The following is a 17625-nucleotide window of genomic DNA, read 5'->3' on the forward strand; positions in this document are numbered from 1 at the left end:
GGAGGCGGGGGAGGGGGACGGGACCTAGAAGTGCGTCACGGGCATGCGGTGACGGCCGCGCAGCCGGCACCGGGCGTCACGAGACACCGGGATCACGTCGTACCGGGACGGGGGAGCGAAGGCGGCGGTGCGGTACGTGCACATGGCGCTGCTCCCCTTCTCTTCTGACTCGGCATGAGGCGCGCAGTGCCCTGTCGGCAGCGCGTACGGCGAGTTTAGGGAGAGGACGGGGCCGGGGCACCGCATTTTCCCGCAACCGCGTGTTACTGTGAGTGATGTACGACCACGGAAAGTAGCGGTCTGTATCGTCTTCGGGGAGTCGTGATGTCCATGCTGCTGATCAGAGGGTCGTTCCGGGTGGACGGCGGTGCCGAACCGGACGGCGACACCCTTCCCTTCATCCCGGACGACGTGGGGGACTGGAAGCTCGTGGGTGGTCGCGCCCCGGTCGTGCCCAAGGCGGACGGCCGCGCCCCGGTGCGGCTGGAGGGCGTGGACGCCCTGGAGACGCACTACAGCAGGCCGGGCTACGGCGATGAGCGTCACCAGCCGAGGAAGTTCGGGCGCCAGGCCGCCGACGCCCTGTTGAGACACCTCGGATTCACCAGCATCGACCGGCACGAGAACGAGACCGTCACCACCGTCCCCGTCCAGGTGCCGGGTTTCATCCTCACCAGCGGCGCCGACGCCTACGGCCGCTGCATCGCCCTCGCCTTCGACGGCAGCGTCCGCCCGCCCGTGTACAGCGGTTACGAGATCTCGGTCGACAAGGCCCTGCTGAAGAGGAGTGTCAACTACCGCCTGCTCGAGGACGGTCTGGCCTATCCGATGTTCTATCCGGGCCTGCCCGCACACCTGCGCGACGTCCTGAGGGAGGCCGCCCGGGGGGCGAGCGGTTCGGTGCCGCCCAAGGGGCTGTGGGCCGTGGACAAGACCGTCGAAGGGGCGTTGATCGCCGACATCGGATCGATCACGGACGACACCACGGGCGCGGTGATCCTGCCCAAGCTGTTCCGCCGGCTGAAGGACTACCTGGACTCCGGCGCGGCCGTCACCTCGCTCGGGGGCTTCTCCGCCTACCTCGCCGGCGCGGCCGACGAATACCGCTTCCTGCCGGACGGCAAGACCCAGACGGGGCTGCACAGGCTGATCGAGATCAGCGAGGACGGCAAGATCCTGCGGATGCCCCGCCCCTCCGACCAGATCCTGTTCCTCGACAAGTAGCGGAGGCCAGTGATGTATGCGGTGATCCGGCGTTACGAAGGGGTGACCGACCCCGCCGAGGCGGGACGCCTGGTGGACGAGGGGTTCGTGCCCCTCCTCCGCCGGGTCCCGGGATTCGTGGCCTACTACTGGGTCGACGCCGGGGACGGCGTGATGGTGTCCACCAGCGTCTACGAGGACCGGGCCGGGGCCGACGAATCGGTCAGGAGGGCTGCGGACTTCGTACGGGAGCGCCTCGCGTCCCTGCTCCCCAACCCCCCTCAGGTCACGGCCGGCCAGGTGGTGGCCGCCGGAGAGTGGCCCGCCGGGTAGCGGTCCGCCGTCCGGCGGGAGCCCGGCCGGGCGCCGACCGGACGGACCTGCCGGCGCGGCCCGATCGGCACGGCATCCCTACGAGGGGGTGACCGCCACGGCGGCCGGGAGGACGGCGGGGCGGTCCAGGAAGGCGAGGACGGCCCGCTTCGCGGGAAGGTACACCTCGGGCAGGTCGATCTCCGGGAGGGTGATCTCCCCCTGCGGGACGAAGCCGAGCCGGTTCATCAGGGCGACGGCCTTGTCGTTGCGGGCGTCGGGCTCGGCCACCGCGCGCAGGACGGCCGGGTCGCGGAAGGCGAACCGGATGAGCGACCCGATCAGGGTCCGGCTGAACCCGGGCCGGGGCCGGCCGGCCGCCGGAGCCAGCATCAGGTGCACGCCGATGTCGCCCTCCTGCACCGTGTAGCACTCGCTGATCCGGTCCTCGGACGGCTGGTAGGTCTGGAAGAGCGCCACCGGCTCGTCGTCCAGCCGCACCATGAACGCGTGGTGGGTGTCGCGGCGGTCCACGTCCTCGTAGATCTCCTGGACCAGTTCCCGGCTGGCACCGTTCATGCCCCAGAACTGCGCGCGCTCCTCGACGACCCACGAGTGCAGCACCGCGGAGTCCGCGACGGGATCGACCCGCGTGAAGCGGACCGTGCCGAATCCCTCGACGGTCTCGGTGAGGACGTCGGCGCGCGAGGAGGCGAGGACGGTGGACTCGGGTCTCATACGGGTTCCGGTTTCTGCTCGGTGGGGCCCGACGGGTGCGGAGCACTCACAGACCCCGGTTAGGGTTACCTAACTATAGGGGTCCCTGGAAGGCGGTCCGAACGGGGCCCCGGTCAGGAACCGGCCCGCGAAAACGGCGCCGCGCCGCCGTGCTGCGGCCGCCCGACAGCGCAGCCCGGTCGCCGGGCCGCCGGACGAGTGGTCACCCGTGTCGGCGGCCGCAGGCCGGGCACAAGCGCCACATGACTTTCCTCCTGCTGTTCCTTCTGCCCCTCGGCCTGGCCCTCGTACTGCTGGCGACCGGTCAGCCGCACAAGCACGGCCGGCACCGCCAGACCCGCTGAGCCGACACCGCCCGCCGAGTGCAGCCCTGCCCGCGGACCCGGGCCGCCGGGCCCGGACCGTCGTGGCGTCAGGCCCGTGGCGTCAACGGCAGCCTGAGCACCAGCCGGGCACCGCTCGCGCAGTCCTCCGCCGTCAGGGTTCCCCCGTGGTGCGAACTCAGGTCACGCGCGATGGCCAGGCCCAGGCCGGCCCCGCCGTGGTCGCGGCTGCGCGAGTCGTCGAGCCGTGCGAACCGTTCGAAGACCCGCTCACGGTCGGCCGCGGGGATCCCCGGCCCGTCGTCGACGACCTCCAGCACGGCGGTACGCGCCGCCGCACCGCCGCCCGTGGTCCGCAGCGTGACGTCCACGCCGCCCCGGGCGTACCGCTGGGCGTTGTCGACCAGGTTGGTGACGACACGGCCGAGCCACAGCGCGCCGGCGGTGACCTCGACCTCGGCGGCCAGGTCCGTCCGTACGGGCACCCGGTCGCCGAGCCGTGCGTCCAGCACCTCGCGCACCAGGGCGCCCAGGTCCAGCGGCACGGCCGCCACGGGCTGGGCGGCGTCGATCCGGGCGAGCAACAGCAGATCCCCCGCGAGGCGCTGCAGCCGCTCGATGTCCTCCAGGGCGCCACCGATCAGTTCGGGCCAGAGCTCCGGATCCCGCACGGCCAGCGCCACCTCCAACTGCGTGCGCAGGACGGTGATGGGGCTGCGCAGTTCGTGGGAGGCGTCGGCGATGAACTGCCGCTGGCGGATGCCGGACGCCTCCAGCCGGTCCAGCGTGGCGTTCATGGTCTCGGCGAGCCGGGCGACCTCGTCCCGGGTCGCGGGAACCGGCACCCGGCGGTGCAGGTCCCGGTCGGAGATCTCGGCGACCTCGGCGCGGATCGCCTCCACCGGGCGGAGCGCGTGCCCGGTCACCCGCCAGGTCACCAGGACGACGGTGGCCAGGAGCAGCGGCATGCCGATCACCAGCGCGGCGGTGGTGGTGTCGTCGGCCGCGTCCGCGTCCCGCAGCGAGGCGCCGGCGTAGACGGTGGCCGGGCCGTCCGGCGTCTGCGTGACCACCTGGACGACCCGCTGTCGGTGATCGCCGTCGACCGGACGGACCCGCCAGGTGTGCAGCCGGGTCCCGGGCGTCTCGGGCGGGGCCGGCGGGAAGGCGGGCATCCCGATGAGGTTCGGGCTGGAGAACAGGACCCGCCCGTCCGCGCTCACCACCTGTACGAACTCGACGGCGCGGCCCGGCGGACGGGCCCGGCCGAGCCTGCCGGTGGCGGCGAGCTGCGCCACGGTCTCGGCCTGCCGACGGGCGTCGTTCTCCGCGTTGCGCAGCAGATTGGCCTCCAGCAGTCCGAGCAGGGTGAACGAGGCGAGCGCCAGCGCCGCCGCCACCACCAGGCCCGCACCCACGGTGGCCCGCGCCCGGACCGTGGTGGGCCGGAGCCGGCGCAGCAGCGGCCACCGGTCGAGGGCGGCGCCCGGGAGCCTGCGCAGGAGCTCGCCCACGCGCTCGGGGAGGCGGCAGGGCCCGGCGGATTCAGCCACCGTCGGCCGCCAGCCGGTATCCGGCGCCCCGTACGGTCTCCAGCGCGGCCCGGCCGAACGGGGCGTCGACCTTGCGGCGGACCGCGCTGACGTGGACCTCGACGACGTTGGGGTCACCGTCGAAGGCGGTGTCCCACACCTGCTCCAGGATGTCCCGCTTGGAGACCACCTCGCCGGAGCGGCGGCCCAGGTACTCGAGTATCGCGAACTCACGGGCGGTCAGCCGGATCTCCGTACCGCCGCGGGAGCACGTGTGCCGGGCCGGATCGATCAGCAGGTCGCCGAACCGCATCACCTGCGGGCGCCGGCCACCACCCGTACGCCGGCCGAGCGCGCGCAGCCGGGCGACGAGCACCAGATAGGAGAACGGCTTGGACAGGAAGTCGTCGGCCCCGGTGTCCAGGGCCTCCGCTTCGTCGTACTCGCCGTCCTTGGCCGTGAGCATCAGGATCCCCGACTCGTTGCCGGCCGCGCGCAGCTTCGCGCAGACCCGGTAGCCGTTCAGGCCGGGAAGCATGATGTCGAGGACGATCAGGTCGTAATCGTGCTCGGTGGCCATCCACAGGCCCTGGGGCCCGTCGTGGGCCACGTCCACCGAGAACCCCTCCGACTGCAGACCCCGTTGCAGGGCCACGGCGAGCCGTCGTTCGTCCTCCACCACCAGTACGCGCATGCCGCACAGCATCGCAGGCTCACCCGACGCCCGGCTGAAGAGGTCTTCAGGTGGCTTCAGCTGGGCTTCAGCATCCCCTCAGCATGCTCTGGGACGAGCCGGGCACCGCGCCCGGCTGCCCGGAGGAGTAGCCGTATGTCTGAATCCGTTCCGCCGCCCGAGCAGCTGCCCGAGAACGCGCCGGAGGCCGGTGCCCGCAAGCGCGAGCGTGTGGTGCTGTCCCGGCTGGTGCCCCGCAGCAGGCGTGCCCGATGGGTCGCGGCGGGCGCGGCCGTGGTGGTCGTGGGCGCCGGGGTCACGGTGGTCGCCGTGGCCGAGCACCACGACCACCACGTGCGCGCCGACCGGGGTGCGCACACGTTCCGCTTCGGGCCCGGCCACGAGGGCGGGCCGCACGGGGCGCCCGGCGGCGAGCGCGCCCGGAAGGGACCCGGCGGCGAGGACGGCCCCGCGGTGCGGGAACGGTTCGGCCACCCCGACGCCCCCGGGCTCCCGGGCCGGTCCGAGCGACGTGACGGTTCCGGCAAGGGCGCCCCGGCACCCGCGCCGCTGCCCTCCCTGTCCATCGGCGACGCGGCCGACAAGGCCGCCGCGGCCGTGCAGGGCGGGAAGGTGGAGAGCCTGCGCGCGGTCGCCCAGGACGGCGGCGGGGGCGCCTGGCTGGCCGTGGTCCTCGGCCCCGACGGTGTCCGGCACGCCGTCACGGTGTCCGGCACGGACGGCACGGTCACCGGCAACACCACCCTCGGCGGATAGCCCCGGCACCGCCGACACCGCCGGTACCGTCTACGGGGCCAACGCGCGGCCCCCGATCCCGGGGGCCCCGTCGAGCTGGCCCCGCCACCAGGCGGCCATCCCGTCGCCGTCCATGGCCGCCCAGGCCGGGGTCCGCTCCACCTGGGCCCGGCCCAGCCGACGGGCCAGCGCGACCAGTTCCCGGCCGACGGCCCCGCGGGCCCGGTGGTAGCCGTCCAGCAGCTCCTCGAAGGAGTCCGAGCGGCGCCAGCCGTCCGCGAGGGCGGTCGCGTCCTGGAGGGCTTTGGCGGCTCCGCTCGTGTTGTGCGGGCGCACGACGGTGGCTGCGTCCCCGGCGAGCAGCAGGCGCCCGCCGGCGGTGCGGGCGGCCTCCAGGTCGTAGATGGGCTGGACGAAGGTGTCCGCCGGATCCGTCAGCGCGAGCGCCCGCCGCCAGTACGGCGGGAACTCGCGCTCCAGCAATGCGTCGAGGTGTTCCGCGAGCCCGGGAGTCAGGGCACCCGGGGGGAAGCTCGTGGGGTCGTCGAGGCGCAGTTGCCCGTCCTGCGGCGGAGCGGCGTACAGCACCCAGTTCACCCGGGGGCCGCCGGGCCCGGGGATGCGGTAGACGACGCAGGTGCCTCCCGGGAAACAGACCGTGGTCACCGCCTCGGGGAACGCGTCGGCGGGGCCGCCGAGTTCGTCGAGGCGCGCCGCGTCCACGTTCCCGCGCCAGCACACGTACCCCGCGTAGTGCGGCCGGGAGCCGGCGCACAGCGCCGCGCGCACCACTGAGCGGTAGCCGTCCGCCCCCACCACCAGGTCGTACCGCTCCACGGAGCCGCCCGTGAGCCGCACCCGGGCACGCTCACCCCCCTCACCCTCTGCGGCGGAGGTACCGGTACCGGCGGCCTCGACGGCGGTCACCGCCTCGCCCTGCCGGTAGACCACCGCGGCGGGCACGGACTCCCGCAGTCCGCGCCAGAGCAGCCCCCAGTGGTAGGAGTGGAAGGGGAACGGCTGTTGCCAGATCAGCCGTCCGCCCGGGCCCTCGGCGTCGTCGCGGACCACCCAGCGGCGCCGCCGGAGCGGATGCGCGGCGATCCCCTCGGGCAGGGCGCCGCTCGCCCGGAGTTCGACGGCCCGCTCGTCGTGCACGCACAGCCCGACGCCCCGGTCCTCCAGCCGGCCGTTCGTCCGCTCCAGGACCACGACCTGCCCGGCGCCCGCCCGCGCGACCGCCGCGGCGACCGCGCAGCCGGCGATGCTCCCGCCGATCACCGCAACCGTTCCGCCCCGCACAACCGCCTCCTGACCGCCTGCTGTCGAACGACGCCCGCGCCCCGCGCCGGGCCGTCCCGGGCCGACCACGTTACTGAAGTTCCGCAGCGGCGTGACCGGTGCGATGAGCGGCCCGCCGGTCGGGGGCGTGCGCGGGGGGCCAGGGGCGCGCGAGGAAGCGAATGCGCTTCGTTCCCGGGATTTCCGAGGACCGGCTTGCACGATCGGGCCCGGTTTCCGATGGGGTGATGAGTGGGAGCGCCGTCGCTCCACGGCTGCTGGTGCGGGGGCAGGCAGCCGGCTGCATCCGATCCACCGGGAAGGTTCACTCCGACGTGAATGCCGTCGATACGGTCGCCCTTGCGCTGTTGGTCACCACCGTGGTGAGCGTCGTCGCCATCGATGTGTTCCGGGCGCGTGTGCGCCTGCCGGGCCCCGGGTCGTCGGAGAGAGAAGCCGGCGAGCCATCCGCTGGCCGACGCTCCGCAGCCACCGGCGCCCGCCCCCGCCGGTTCACCGCCATCCCGACGGGCGGCGAGGAACAGCTGTGGGGGAGCGTATGAACGAAGGAGAATTCGACCCATCAGGAGACCGGGCGGTCTCCAGTGCGCTCGCCGGTGTGCTGCCGGTGGAGTTCACCGCTTTCCATTCCCAGCAGCATCGAGCCTATCTGCGCTACGCCCACCTGCAGTTGGGAAACCCCAAAGACGCCGAAGAGGTCGTCGACGACGTGTTCACCTTCCTGCTCAAGGTGTGGCGGCAGGCTCTGAAGGAGGCGAGCCTGCACGGCTTCGCCTGGGCGGTGCTGCGCGAACACGTGGAGCGGAGGCTGGCCGTGCTGGGCAGGCAGGTGGCCATGGTGGAGACGGCCTGGTTCGCGGCGCTGCGCCGCTCCTCACGTGAACGGCTGGAGCTGCTGGAGTCGAAACTCGGGCTGTACGCGGCGATCGCGGGCCTGTCCGAGCGGCAGTACGACGTGGTGCTGCTGGCCTTCCTGCTGGGAAACGACTGCGACACGGTCGCCCGGATGATGGGGATCTCGCCCGCCACCGTCCGGTCGCACATCCGCGGCGCACGCCGAACCCTGTCCCGCAAGCTCGGGGTGGACTGGATCCCCGGAGAGGAGAAGGACCAGTGAGCGACATGCCACGCCACCACGACATGCCGCTGTGTGAACTGGACGCGTCCCTGGCGGACGCGACGGTGCTCGCGGAGGAGTACGCCGGATACGACGAGGGCGCGGCCCGGCGCCGCATCGCCCGCCGGATCGCCGATGACCGCGCCCGCTCGGCGCCGCCCGGAGACACCTCCGGGGCACCCGCCGCCCCCGCGTGCGGACCGGCCGACCCGGCCACGACCGACGACCTGGTGCTCGACGCGGCCTGCCACGTGCGGGCCGCCCGCGGCCTGGACGACCTGACCTGGTGCCTCGTGGAGAGCCGGGACTTCGCCGAACTCGCCCTGGCCGTCGACTCCTGGCCGCACGGCGTGGACTCGGCGCTGCTCTTCGGCTGCCTGCTCCACCTCGCCGACCGGACGGAGGGCGCGCAGTTCTGGTTCCAGTACGCGGCCGGGGCGGGCTCGCAGACCGCTGCCCGCTGCCTCTACCTCCACCACCTGTCGCGCGCCGAGGTCGCGACCGCCCAGTACTGGAAACGCCAGGCCAACGCCCTGCCGCCCGATGAGCACCTGCCGCCCCTGCCGCAGGTCCCGCACGACCTCGAAGAGGCCCTCGGAGCCTCGGTCATCTGGACGTCCCCGCCCATCACCACCCAGGACCTCACCTCCCTGACCGGCGGACCGGGCCAGGCCAGGCCGCCACTGCGGCTCCCGGCACGACTGCGGCAGGCCCTCATGGCGCGCCCCCGCAAGGAGCACCCCGACCTCGGGGAGGTCTTCACCCCCGGCCCGCAGGTCGCCGTGGCCGTCGCGCAGAACGCCCGGCTCAACCCCCTGTACCTCACGGAACAGGCGAACGGGTGGTCACTCGAAGCGCTGAAACAGCCGCAGCCGACCCCTGCGGCCCGTACGTCCCCCGAGGGACGCCCGGCCCCGGCGGCGCTGGAATCCGTCCACCAGGCGCTGCGCGTCCTGGAGGTCGTCAATCGCTGTTCGAGCGGTGTGAACCTGACACAGATCGCCCGTGAGACGAAGCTGCCGCAACTGGTCCTGGCCCGGGCCGTGGAGCAACTGGTCCGCGCGAGCCTGGCCACGCCGGTCGGACCGGACGCCTACGTCGCCGGCCACGCCCTGCTGCTGGGCGAGACGGACGACGCGGACGGCCGCGGACACCTGCGCGAGACACTGGCCTGGGTGCGGGACGCGGTCGGAGCCGCCGTCTACGTCGCCCGCTACACCGACGGCGAGGTCGCCATCACCCAGTACGCGGACGGTCCGGCCACGCCCGTGGTCGAGGAATGGGTCGACTTCCGGGTCGCCGCCCACGCCTCCGCGGTGGGCAAGGCACTGCTGGCCCAGCTGGACCACGACGACCGGCGGGACCACCTGGCCCGCCACCGGCTCACGCCCTTCACCCCGCACACCCTCACCAGTCGGCGGGTGCTCTTCCGGCAACTCGACGAGCGCCCGCCCGACACGCCCCTGCTCGACCTCCAGGAGTACGCCCTCGGCACGGTGTGCGCGGCGGTGCCGATCACCGCCGGCCCCAATCCGGAATGCGTGGCCCTGTCCATCCCCGTCCCCGACCCGGGCCGGCTGAAGCAGGCGGCACGGATCCTGCAGAGCGAGGCGGCCGCGGTCTTACTCGCGCTGATCGTCGCCGGCAGCACCCGGCCCACGGCCCGCAGGCCGGAGGACACCATCCTGTCCACCTCCGCCTGAGCGGCGCACGCGGGGCGGTCGGCCGCCGTCCCGCGCGGGGCCGGGACTCCGGCCGCCGTCCGGACCGGCGCGGGCACGGGCGCCCGGGGAGGGGGCCGGTCAGGGCGCGATCGGGAGCTGCCGCTTGTGCTCGGTGGCCCGGTAGCGGTTGACGATGATGTCGAGCGCGGCCGGGTCGACCGGCTTGCCCTCCAGGACGTCGTCGATGTCGTCGTAGGTGACGCCGAGCGCCTCCTCGTCGGCCAGACCCGGCTTCAGCGTCTCCAGGTCCGCGGTCGGGGTCTTCCAGATCAGCGCGGACGGCGCGCCCAGCGCCTCCGCCGTGGCCCGGACCCGGCGCTTGGTCAGGCCCGTCAGCGGGACCACGTCGGCCGCACCGTCGCCGAACTTCGTGAAGAACCCGGACACCGCCTCGGCGGCGTGGTCCGTGCCCACCACGAGACCCGCGTGCGCGCCCGCCACCGCGTACTGGGCGATCATGCGCTGGCGGGCCTTGATGTTGCCGTGCACGAAGTCCTGGTGGTGCGCGTCACGGAAGACCGTGCCGCCGGCCAGGACCGCCTCCAGCGCGGCGTCGCTCGACGCCTTCACGTCGACGGTCAGGACCTGGTCGGGCCGGATGAACTCCAAGGCCAGCTGGGCGTCCGACTCGTCGGCCTGGACGCCGTACGGCAGCCGCATCGCGAAGAACGTCGCCTGCTGCCCGGCCGAGCGCACCCGCTCGACCGCGAGCTGGCACAGCCGGCCCGCGGTGGTGGAGTCCACACCGCCGCTGATGCCGAGGACCAGCGAGCGCAGGCCCGTGGAGAGCAGCCGGTCGGCGAGGAAGGCCACGCGGCGCTCGATCTCCTGGCCGGCGTCGAAGGACGCGCTCACCTGGAGGTCCCGGGCGATCTCCTGCTGCAGCGATATGGACGCCTGGTCGGTCACGATTGCTCCTCGGTCGGGCCCGTGGACAGTTCGGCTCGCGCCGCGGGGCGGGCCGCGGGCGCGAAGAGGGGGCCGGAAGCACTCTAGAGGAAAGGCCGCGAAGCCCTGCTCAAGGGCCGTGGTGGCCGGACGGAGGCCGACCCGACGCCGTCACCCCGCCGCGAGCAGAGCGGGCAGATCCCGCATGGCGTGGAACACATGAGTTCCCGGACCCTCGAGCCGCTCGGGCGGGGTCATACCGCCTCCGAAACCGAAGGCCCGCATCCCGGCGGCGCGGGCCGCCTCCACCCCCGGACGACTGTCCTCGACCACCGCGCAGGCCGCCGGATCGACGCCCATGCGCTGCGCCGCGTACAGGAACAGGTCCGGGGCCGGCTTGCCTCGGGCGACTTCGGTGGCGCTGAAGATGCGGCCTGCGAAGCGGTCGTGGAGCCCGGTGCGGCCCAGGGTGTGGCGCATCTTCTCGTGGGAGCCGCTGGAGGCGACACAGGTCGGCAGGGTGATCGCGTCGAGTGCCTCGGGGAGTCCCTCGACAGCGGTCAGGCCGGTGTCCACCGCCTCGCGGTGGAGCTGCTCGAACCGCTTCGCCCAGACGTCGGCCGTCGTCCCGCCCAGCCGGGCGGCGATCAGCTCCCGCACGGAGGCGTCGGACCGTCCGATGAACAGGTCGATCACGTCGCGCTCGGTGAGCGGCCACCCCAGCTCCGCCCCCAGGGCGACCTGCACGCGCGTCGCGATGCGTTCGGTGTCGACGAGCACGCCGTCGCAGTCGAATATGACGAGTTCAATCGGCTTGATCATTCCCGCAGCATAGGGTCCGGGCCGGACGGGCCGCGGCGGAGCCCGCGGACCGAGACATTCCGTCCGTGCATGAGGCGCCGGAGGCGGGGCAGGCGGAGTTCACGGGGAGAACGGAACACCCCGTGCACGACGCACCAAGAAGGACGGACGGCCGGGTCACCCGCCGTCCCCCGTCCACCGGAGGAGTTGTTTCCGCGTGACTGAGCATGTGTGGAGTTACAAGTCGACCTCGGGCCACCTGGCCGGCACCGATCTGACCGGCTACAAGGTCGAGGCGACCGACGGCGGCATCGGCAAGGTGGACAAGCACTCCGACGAGGTCGGTGACGCCTACCTGGTCGTCGACACCGGGGTCTGGATCTTCGGCAAGGAGGTCCTGCTGCCGGCGAGCACCGTCGTCAGCATCGACCCGGAGGAGCGGACCATCTACGTGGACCGCACCAAGGGCCAGATCAAGGACGCCCCCGAGTTCCACCGGGAGAAGCACCTCGGTGACCGGGACTACCACCAGGAACTGGGCACTTACTACGCCACCACCCGTCTCGGCCTCCCGCCGCTCTGACCGGCCCGAGTCCGACCGCTTCCAGGCCGTGGGCCCGAACTCCCCGAGTTCGGGCCCACGGCCGTGCCGTGTCCCCCGAGGCCGGGGGAGCACCGCCGTACGGCCGCATGGCCGACCGGCTCCGGGACACACGCGCGATGTGCTGAAACTACTCATGGTGGCCGTCCACGGCCTGCTCGCGGCCGCCGCCGGCGCCGCCGCCCTCCTCGTCTCCCCCTGGTGGTGGGCCCCCGCCGCCCCGCTGCTCGTGCTCGCGGCGACGGCGGTCCACGACGTCGTCCAGCGGCGGCACTCCGTCCTGCGGAACTACCCGGTCCTCGGACACCTCCGCTTCGCGCTGGAGAAACTGCGGCCGGAACTCCAGCAGTACTTCATCGAGCGGAACTTCGACGGCCGCCCCTTCGACCGTGACACCCGCGACCTCGTCTACGAACGCGCCAAGGGCACCGACTCGGAGGAGCCCTTCGGCAGCGAGCTCGACCTGTACCAGCCGGGCAGCGAGTACCTGACGCCGTCCATGGCCCCCCGGCCGGTCCGCACCACCCCGCCCCGCGTCCGCGTCGGCGGACCCGACTGCACCCGGCCCTACGACATGGCCCTGCTGAACGTGTCGGCGATGAGCTTCGGCTCGCTCTCGGCCCAGGCCGTACTCGCACTCAACACGGGCGCCCGGCTCGGCGGCTTCGCCCACGACACCGGCGAGGGCGGCCTCTCGCAGTACCACCTTCACCCGGGCGGGGACCTCATATGGGAGATCGGCACCGGGTACTTCGGCTGCAGGACGGCCGACGGCGACTTCGACGAGCGGCAGTTCGCCGAAAAGGCCGCCTACGAGCAGGTGAAATGCGTATCCCTGAAGATCAGTCAGGGCGCGAAGCCGGGCATCGGCGGCGTCCTGCCCGCCGCCAAGGTCAACGCGGAGATCGCCCGGGTCCGCGGGGTCCCGCAGGGGAAGACCGTCATCTCGCCGCCCTACCACCGCGTGTACTCCACCCCGCGCGAACTGGTGCGCTTCCTGGCGCGGATGCGCGAGCTCGCCGACGGCAAACCCGTCGGCTTCAAACTGTGCCTCGGCTCGCGCCGCGAGTTCCTCGCCGTCTGCAAGGCCATGCTGGAGGAGGGCAGCACCCCGGACTTCATCGTCGTCGACGGCGCGGAGGGCGGTACGGGCGCGGCACCGCTGGAGTTCGTCGACAACGTCGGCCTGCCGCTCGGCGAGGGACTGATGACCGTGCACAACGCCCTCGTGGGCGCGGGACTGCGCGACCGGATCCGGATCGGGGCCAGCGGCAAGGTCGCCACCGGCAGCGACCTCGTCAAACGACTCCTCCAGGGAGCCGACTACACCAACGCCGGCCGCGCCATGATGTTCGCGGTCGGCTGCATCCAGGCCCAGCGCTGCCACACCAACACCTGCCCCGTCGGCGTCGCCACCCAGGACGAGCGGCGCGCCCGCGCCGTCGACGTCCCCGACAAGTCGCAGCGCGTACGGCGCTACCAGGAGGCCACGGTCAAGAGCGCCCTGCAGATCATGGCCTCGCTGGGGGTCGACGATCCGCGGGGCCTGCGCCCCCACATGCTGCTCCAGCGCGTGGACCCGCACACCGTCCGCTCCTACGCCGAACTGCACTCCTGGCTCACCCCCGGACAACTGCTCGCATCCGCACCCGCCGACTGGGCATCCGACTGGGAGGCGGCCGACCCGGACCGCTTCGCCCACTGACCCCCTCACCACCGGAGGACCGTCCCATGGCACGCACCGTCGCCCAGGTCATCGTCGAGGCACTGAAGGACCTGGGTGTCCGGCACGTCTTCGGAGTCGTCGGAGACGCACTGAACCCACTCACCGACGCGATCCGCACCACCGAGGGCCTGGACTGGGTCGGCTGCCGGCACGAGGAGGCCGCCGCCTTCGCCGCCGGCGCCCAGTCCCAGCTCTCCGGCGTCCTCGGGGTGTGCGCGGGCACGGTCGGGCCGGGCTCCGTACACCTCCTCAACGGGCTGTACGACGCGGCCAAGAGCCGTGCCCCGGTGCTCGCGATCTGCGGGCAGGTACCCCTCGCCGAGATGGCGGGCGACTACTTCCAGGAAGTCGACAACGACCTCCTCTTCCGTGACGTGGCCGTCTACCGGGCCACCGTCACCTCCCCGGACCAGATGCCCCGCATGCTGGAGTCCGCCGTCCGCGCGGCCGTCGGCCGGGGCGGAGTGGCGGTGCTGACCGTGCCCGCGGACCTCGGCGACCGGGAGCTCGCCGAGGACCGGCCCGCCCGGTTCGCGCTGGGCCGGGCCGTCACCCGCCCGGACGACACGGCCCTCGCAGCGGCCGCCGAGCTCCTGAACGCCGCCTCGCGCGTCACCCTGCTGGTCGGCCGCGGAGCCCGCGACGCCCGCGGCGACGTGCTCCGCACCGCGGAGCGGCTCGCCGCGCCCATGGTGCTCACCCTCAAGGCGAAGGAGGGCTTCGAGGGCGACAACGCCTACGAGGTCGGCCAGACCGGCCTGATCGGCAACCCCGCCGCCGCGCACGCCCTCGACCACGGCGACGCCCTGCTCATGCTGGGCACCGACTTCCCCTACCGCGACTGGTACCCGAAGGACTGCAAGGTCGTCCAGATCGACGTCCGCGAGGAGCATCTGGGGCGGCGGGTGCCCGTGGACGTGGGCCTGGCCGGAGACGTGGGCGCGACGCTGCGCGCCCTGCTGCCGCTGCTGGACCAGGCGCCCGACCGGGACCATCTGGTAGATGCCCGCGACCGGTTCGCGAAGTGGCGGGAAGGACAACAGCGGCTGGCCGACCCGGCGCACGACCGGCGCCCGTCCGGCAGGCTGCGGGCGGCCCTGGACAACCGCGACCACGCCGTCCGCCCCGAAGCCCTGGCCGCCGCCGTCGACACGTACGCCGCCGACGACGCCGTCTTCACCTCCGACACCGGAATGGCCACCGTCTGGCTCTCCCGCTTCGTCACCATGAGCGGCGGCCGGCGCCTGATCGGCTCCTACAACCTCGGGTCCATGGCCAACGCGATGCCGCAGGCCCTCGGGGCGCAGCTGTGGGCACCCGACCGGCAGGTCGTCGCCCTGTGCGGTGACGGCGGTCTGGGCATGCTGCTGGGCGACCTCATGACGATCGCCTCGTACCGGCTGCCCGTGAAGATCGTCGTCTTCGACAACCGCCGTCTGGGCATGGTCGAACTCGAACAGGAACAGGCCGGGCTGCCCGAGTTCGGCACCGGCCTCGACAATCCCGACTTCGCCGCCGTCGCCACCGCGCTCGGGTTCAGGGGCATCCGCGTCACCGACCCGGACGGCCTGCACGACGGCGTGCGCAAGGCGTTCGCGACACCGGGCCCCGTCCTGCTGGACGTCCTGACCAACCCCGACGAGATCGCCGTGCCCGCGAAGCCGACCGTCGGCCAGGCATGGGGCTTCGCCCTGGCCAAGGCCAAGGAGATCCTGCCGGGCACGCCCGGCTGACGGACCGTCTCCCCGCGCTGCCGGTCCCCGGGCTCCCCGGGGGCCGCGCGCTTGAGCGGCCCGTTGGCGGGTACCCGCGCAGCAGACACCCCGACGCCTACGACTCTCAGGAGAGGGCAGCCCCATGACGCTGATACCCCACGCGAACGACAAGTCCGTCCCCGCCCCGGCGGAGCTGCGCAAGCACGTCACCCGCGCGACCGGCCGGCTCCGGGACACCGCCGTGCACGTCGGGCGTCTGGTGGAGGACAAGACACCCGATCCCGTCCTGGCCGGGGCGCTCCGCACCGCGATCCGGGTACGGGACACCGCCGCCCGAGCCGGACGGCTCGCCGGGCACCGCAGGTTCGACTCCGTGCGGGCCGGGGCCGGCCGGGCCGCGACCCTGGCACGGGCCAACCGCACCGCGCTGACCACGGCCGCCGGCGTGCTGACCGCGGCCGTGCTCGCCCGCCGCGCCCGACGGGCCCGGCGCACGAAGTAGTGCTGCGGGGCGGTCGGGCCGCAGGGCCTCAGGCCTGCGGCCCGGCCACCGGCTCCCGCGCCCGCTCGGCATTGAACTGGGCGCCGGTGACCAGCGCCAGGTTGGCGAACCAGAGCCAGACGACGAAGACCACGATCCCGGCCAGAGACCCGTACAGCCGGCCATAGGTGTCCAGCTGCGTGTACAGCGTGAAGAGTCCCGAGGCGGCCAGCCACAGCAGGGCCGCCAGTACACCGCCCGGCAGGCCCCGCCGCGTGCCCCGGCTCTGGGCCGGGCCGGTCCGGAAGAGGACCAGCACCAGCAGGGTCACGACCACCAGCAGCACGGGCCAGCGCAGCAGCGCCACGGCCTCCGGGCCGCCGCCACCTACGACCCGGGCGAACCACCGGGCCGGCGGCCCGGACACGACCAGCCCCATGGCACCGACCACGAGCAGGACCAGCAGCAGCCCCGCATGGACGACCAGCGTGTGCGCGGCACGCAGCGGACGCCGCGTGTCCGGCACCCCGTGCATCGTGTGCAGGGCGCGGCGGAACACCGCGAGATAGCTGCACGCCGACCACAGCGCGCTCACCACCCCACCGAGCAGCAGCGCCCACATCGACGAATGCCCCTCGGGCAGGCCGCCCAGCGCCTCGCGGAGCACCTGGGCCGACTGCGGGGGAGCGTAGGCGGTCAGCTCGGCGATGAGCCGGTCCCGCCGGGTGCCGCCCAGCAACCCCACGACGGACACGGCGATGACGAGCGCGGGCAGCAGCGCGAGGAGCGCGTAGTAGGTGAGCGCGGCCGCGTGGTCGGCCAGGTTGTCCGTCCAGACGCGGACGGCCGTGCGCCGCAACTCGGCGCGGGTGCGCGCCGCGAGGGCCGTCCCCCCGGAGACGGCGGTGGCCGTGGCTGCGGTGTCTTCGGCGGTGGCGGCGGCGGGCGGCCCGCCTCGAGATGATGCGGTGCGGGGAATGTCGGTCACCCCCAGCGCGTGCCCTGCCGGGCCCGCGCCCATGCGCCCATGCGCCCGCGAGGCACCCGCGTACCGGTCCGTCGGCCGGGTACACGCGCCCGCATGACGTGGAGTTACGCGCGACGACGCGACGAAGAGCCGCAGGAAGCCGTGCGGCAGCCCGCCGGGACCAAGAGCCGCCCGGCCCGCCCGAGCGACCCGGCCCGCCCCGCCCACCCCGCCCACCCGGCCGTGCGGGCCCTGGCCATGCTGGCCGCCTTCGCCGGCACCGTGCTGTTCAGCGTGGTCCTGGCCCGGCTGACACTGGAGCCGTCCGCCGCCTCGGCGGCCCTCGTACACAGCAATCTTCAGCCCGGCCGCTCGATCGAGGCCTACCTGGAGAACGCGTCGACCCTCGAAGCAGCCCGCCAACTGGGCGGGAACCTGCTGCTCGGCGTGCCCTTCGGCGTGCTCCTGCCCGTCCTGCTGCCCCCCGCCCGCGGACTGCTGCGCGTCGCCGCGGTGACCGTGTGCCTGATGACCCTGGTGGAACTGATCCAGGGCGCCCTCGTCACCGGACGCGTCTTCGACATCGACGACGTCATTCTCAACACGACCGGCGCGCTCCTCGGTTACCTCCTGATCGGCCTGCGGCTGGGCCGCGCAGTCCACCCCCGCCGCAGGCACTGGTGGCACCGCCGTCCTTCGTGACTCGTGAGTACTGCACACCCCATCGGTGACAGCAGTGACTGTCGCCCCCTCAGCCCGGCGTGAC

18 protein-coding genes are annotated in these 17625 nt (G+C 73.4%); 11 read left to right on the top strand and 7 right to left on the bottom strand.

Annotated elements, in window-relative coordinates; genetic code table 11:
- Positions 1–324: 324 nt before the first annotated feature.
- Together IH80_RS0120600 and IH80_RS0120605 are read left to right on the top strand one after the other, a co-directional pair.
- The gene (locus tag IH80_RS0120600; protein ID WP_030962332.1) at positions 325–1224 is read left to right on the top strand and encodes a thermonuclease family protein; all 900 of its coding nucleotides are present in this window, start codon (positions 325–327) and stop codon (positions 1222–1224) included.
- A 12-nt stretch (positions 1225–1236) separates the two neighbouring features.
- On the top strand, positions 1237–1536 hold the full coding sequence (locus IH80_RS0120605; protein ID WP_030962333.1) for a hypothetical protein: 300 nt from the start codon (positions 1237–1239) through the stop codon (positions 1534–1536).
- 78 nt (positions 1537–1614) lie between these two features.
- On the opposite strand, the gene IH80_RS0120610 is transcribed toward IH80_RS0120605, so the two are convergent.
- The 3 genes from IH80_RS0120610 to IH80_RS0120625 form a co-directional block, all read right to left on the bottom strand.
- Entirely contained in the window at positions 1615–2253 is a 639-nt protein-coding gene (locus tag IH80_RS0120610) for a GNAT family N-acetyltransferase (RefSeq protein WP_030962334.1), read from the bottom strand.
- Positions 2254–2665: 412 nt separating this feature from the next.
- On the bottom strand, positions 2666–4036 hold the full coding sequence (locus IH80_RS0120620) for a sensor histidine kinase (RefSeq protein ID WP_030962335.1): 1371 nt from the start codon (positions 4034–4036) through the stop codon (positions 2666–2668).
- Positions 4037–4121: 85 nt separating this feature from the next.
- Positions 4122–4802, bottom strand: a complete 681-nt coding sequence (locus IH80_RS0120625; protein WP_030962337.1) for a response regulator transcription factor — start codon at positions 4800–4802, stop codon at positions 4122–4124.
- Between the two features lie 135 nt (positions 4803–4937).
- Here IH80_RS0120625 and IH80_RS44815 point away from each other — a divergent pair, with 135 nt between their 5' ends.
- Positions 4938–5558: a hypothetical protein gene (locus tag IH80_RS44815; RefSeq protein WP_030962338.1), complete on the top strand. Its 621-nt coding sequence runs from the start codon at positions 4938–4940 to the stop codon at positions 5556–5558.
- 30 nt (positions 5559–5588) lie between these two features.
- Here the strand turns inward: IH80_RS44815 and IH80_RS0120635 are convergent, their stop codons facing one another.
- A complete protein-coding gene (locus IH80_RS0120635; RefSeq protein WP_030962339.1) occupies positions 5589–6839 on the bottom strand; it encodes an FAD-dependent monooxygenase in 1251 nt (416 codons plus the stop codon).
- 161 nt (positions 6840–7000) lie between these two features.
- Between IH80_RS0120635 and IH80_RS0120640 the strand changes: the two genes are divergently transcribed.
- From IH80_RS0120640 to IH80_RS0120650, 3 genes are all read left to right on the top strand, one after another.
- A complete protein-coding gene (locus IH80_RS0120640) occupies positions 7001–7381 on the top strand; it encodes a hypothetical protein (protein ID WP_030962341.1) in 381 nt (126 codons plus the stop codon).
- Entirely contained in the window at positions 7378–7956 is a 579-nt protein-coding gene (locus IH80_RS0120645; protein ID WP_234432316.1) for an RNA polymerase sigma factor, read from the top strand. Before IH80_RS0120640 ends, IH80_RS0120645 begins: the two co-directional genes overlap by 4 nt.
- Positions 7957–8813: 857 nt before the next feature.
- Entirely contained in the window at positions 8814–9659 is an 846-nt protein-coding gene (locus IH80_RS0120650; RefSeq protein WP_051809645.1) for an IclR family transcriptional regulator, read from the top strand.
- 99 nt (positions 9660–9758) lie between these two features.
- Here IH80_RS0120650 and nadE read toward each other — a convergent pair whose 3' ends face one another.
- Both nadE and IH80_RS0120660 read right to left on the bottom strand, forming a co-directional pair.
- Positions 9759–10589: an ammonia-dependent NAD(+) synthetase gene (gene nadE, locus IH80_RS0120655; protein ID WP_030962344.1), complete on the bottom strand. Its 831-nt coding sequence runs from the start codon at positions 10587–10589 to the stop codon at positions 9759–9761.
- A gap of 150 nt (positions 10590–10739) precedes the next feature.
- Positions 10740–11390, bottom strand: a complete 651-nt coding sequence (locus tag IH80_RS0120660; protein WP_030962346.1) for an HAD family hydrolase — start codon at positions 11388–11390, stop codon at positions 10740–10742.
- Positions 11391–11586: 196 nt separating this feature from the next.
- Between IH80_RS0120660 and IH80_RS0120665 the strand changes: the two genes are divergently transcribed.
- From IH80_RS0120665 to IH80_RS0120680, 4 genes are all read left to right on the top strand, one after another.
- Positions 11587–11952 (top strand): PRC-barrel domain-containing protein, encoded by a 366-nt coding sequence (locus IH80_RS0120665; RefSeq protein WP_030962347.1) that lies wholly within the window; start codon positions 11587–11589, stop codon positions 11950–11952.
- 154 nt (positions 11953–12106) lie between these two features.
- A complete protein-coding gene (locus IH80_RS0120670; RefSeq protein ID WP_199819287.1) occupies positions 12107–13675 on the top strand; it encodes an FMN-binding glutamate synthase family protein in 1569 nt (522 codons plus the stop codon).
- A 26-nt stretch (positions 13676–13701) separates the two neighbouring features.
- On the top strand, positions 13702–15429 hold the full coding sequence (locus tag IH80_RS0120675) for a thiamine pyrophosphate-dependent enzyme (protein ID WP_030962349.1): 1728 nt from the start codon (positions 13702–13704) through the stop codon (positions 15427–15429).
- 124 nt (positions 15430–15553) lie between these two features.
- Complete coding sequence (locus IH80_RS0120680; protein ID WP_051809620.1) at positions 15554–15913, top strand: hypothetical protein; 360 nt, start codon at positions 15554–15556, stop codon at positions 15911–15913.
- A gap of 28 nt (positions 15914–15941) precedes the next feature.
- Here IH80_RS0120680 and IH80_RS0120685 read toward each other — a convergent pair whose 3' ends face one another.
- Entirely contained in the window at positions 15942–16880 is a 939-nt protein-coding gene (locus IH80_RS0120685) for a YihY/virulence factor BrkB family protein (protein WP_234432317.1), read from the bottom strand.
- A gap of 93 nt (positions 16881–16973) precedes the next feature.
- Between IH80_RS0120685 and IH80_RS0120690 the strand changes: the two genes are divergently transcribed.
- Complete coding sequence (locus IH80_RS0120690; RefSeq protein WP_234432318.1) at positions 16974–17561, top strand: VanZ family protein; 588 nt, start codon at positions 16974–16976, stop codon at positions 17559–17561.
- The last annotated feature ends 64 nt before the right edge of the window (positions 17562–17625 follow it).

The sequence above is a fragment of the Streptomyces sp. NRRL S-378 genome, from assembly GCF_000720645.1.
In the GTDB taxonomy this organism is placed as follows: domain Bacteria; phylum Actinomycetota; class Actinomycetes; order Streptomycetales; family Streptomycetaceae; genus Streptomyces.

Bases quoted from the DNA above. Each gene is read 5' to 3' on its own strand.
- IH80_RS0120675 (WP_030962349.1), top strand. From the start codon at position 13,702: ATGGCACGCACCGTCGCCCAGGTCATCGTCGAGGCACTGAAGGACCTG.
- IH80_RS0120600 (WP_030962332.1), top strand. From the start codon at position 325: ATGTCCATGCTGCTGATCAGAGGGTCGTTCCGGGTGGACGGCGGTGCC.
- IH80_RS44815 (WP_030962338.1), top strand. From the start codon at position 4,938: ATGTCTGAATCCGTTCCGCCGCCCGAGCAGCTGCCCGAGAACGCGCCG.
- IH80_RS0120670 (WP_199819287.1), top strand. From the start codon at position 12,107: ATGGTGGCCGTCCACGGCCTGCTCGCGGCCGCCGCCGGCGCCGCCGCC.
- IH80_RS0120680 (WP_051809620.1), top strand. From the start codon at position 15,554: ATGACGCTGATACCCCACGCGAACGACAAGTCCGTCCCCGCCCCGGCG.
- IH80_RS0120625 (WP_030962337.1), bottom strand. From the start codon at position 4,802: ATGCGCGTACTGGTGGTGGAGGACGAACGACGGCTCGCCGTGGCCCTG.
- IH80_RS0120660 (WP_030962346.1), bottom strand. From the start codon at position 11,390: ATGATCAAGCCGATTGAACTCGTCATATTCGACTGCGACGGCGTGCTC.
- IH80_RS0120690 (WP_234432318.1), top strand. From the start codon at position 16,974: ATGACGTGGAGTTACGCGCGACGACGCGACGAAGAGCCGCAGGAAGCC.
- IH80_RS0120640 (WP_030962341.1), top strand. From the start codon at position 7,001: ATGCGCTTCGTTCCCGGGATTTCCGAGGACCGGCTTGCACGATCGGGC.
- IH80_RS0120610 (WP_030962334.1), bottom strand. From the start codon at position 2,253: ATGAGACCCGAGTCCACCGTCCTCGCCTCCTCGCGCGCCGACGTCCTC.
- IH80_RS0120605 (WP_030962333.1), top strand. From the start codon at position 1,237: ATGTATGCGGTGATCCGGCGTTACGAAGGGGTGACCGACCCCGCCGAG.
- IH80_RS0120645 (WP_234432316.1), top strand. From the start codon at position 7,378: ATGAACGAAGGAGAATTCGACCCATCAGGAGACCGGGCGGTCTCCAGT.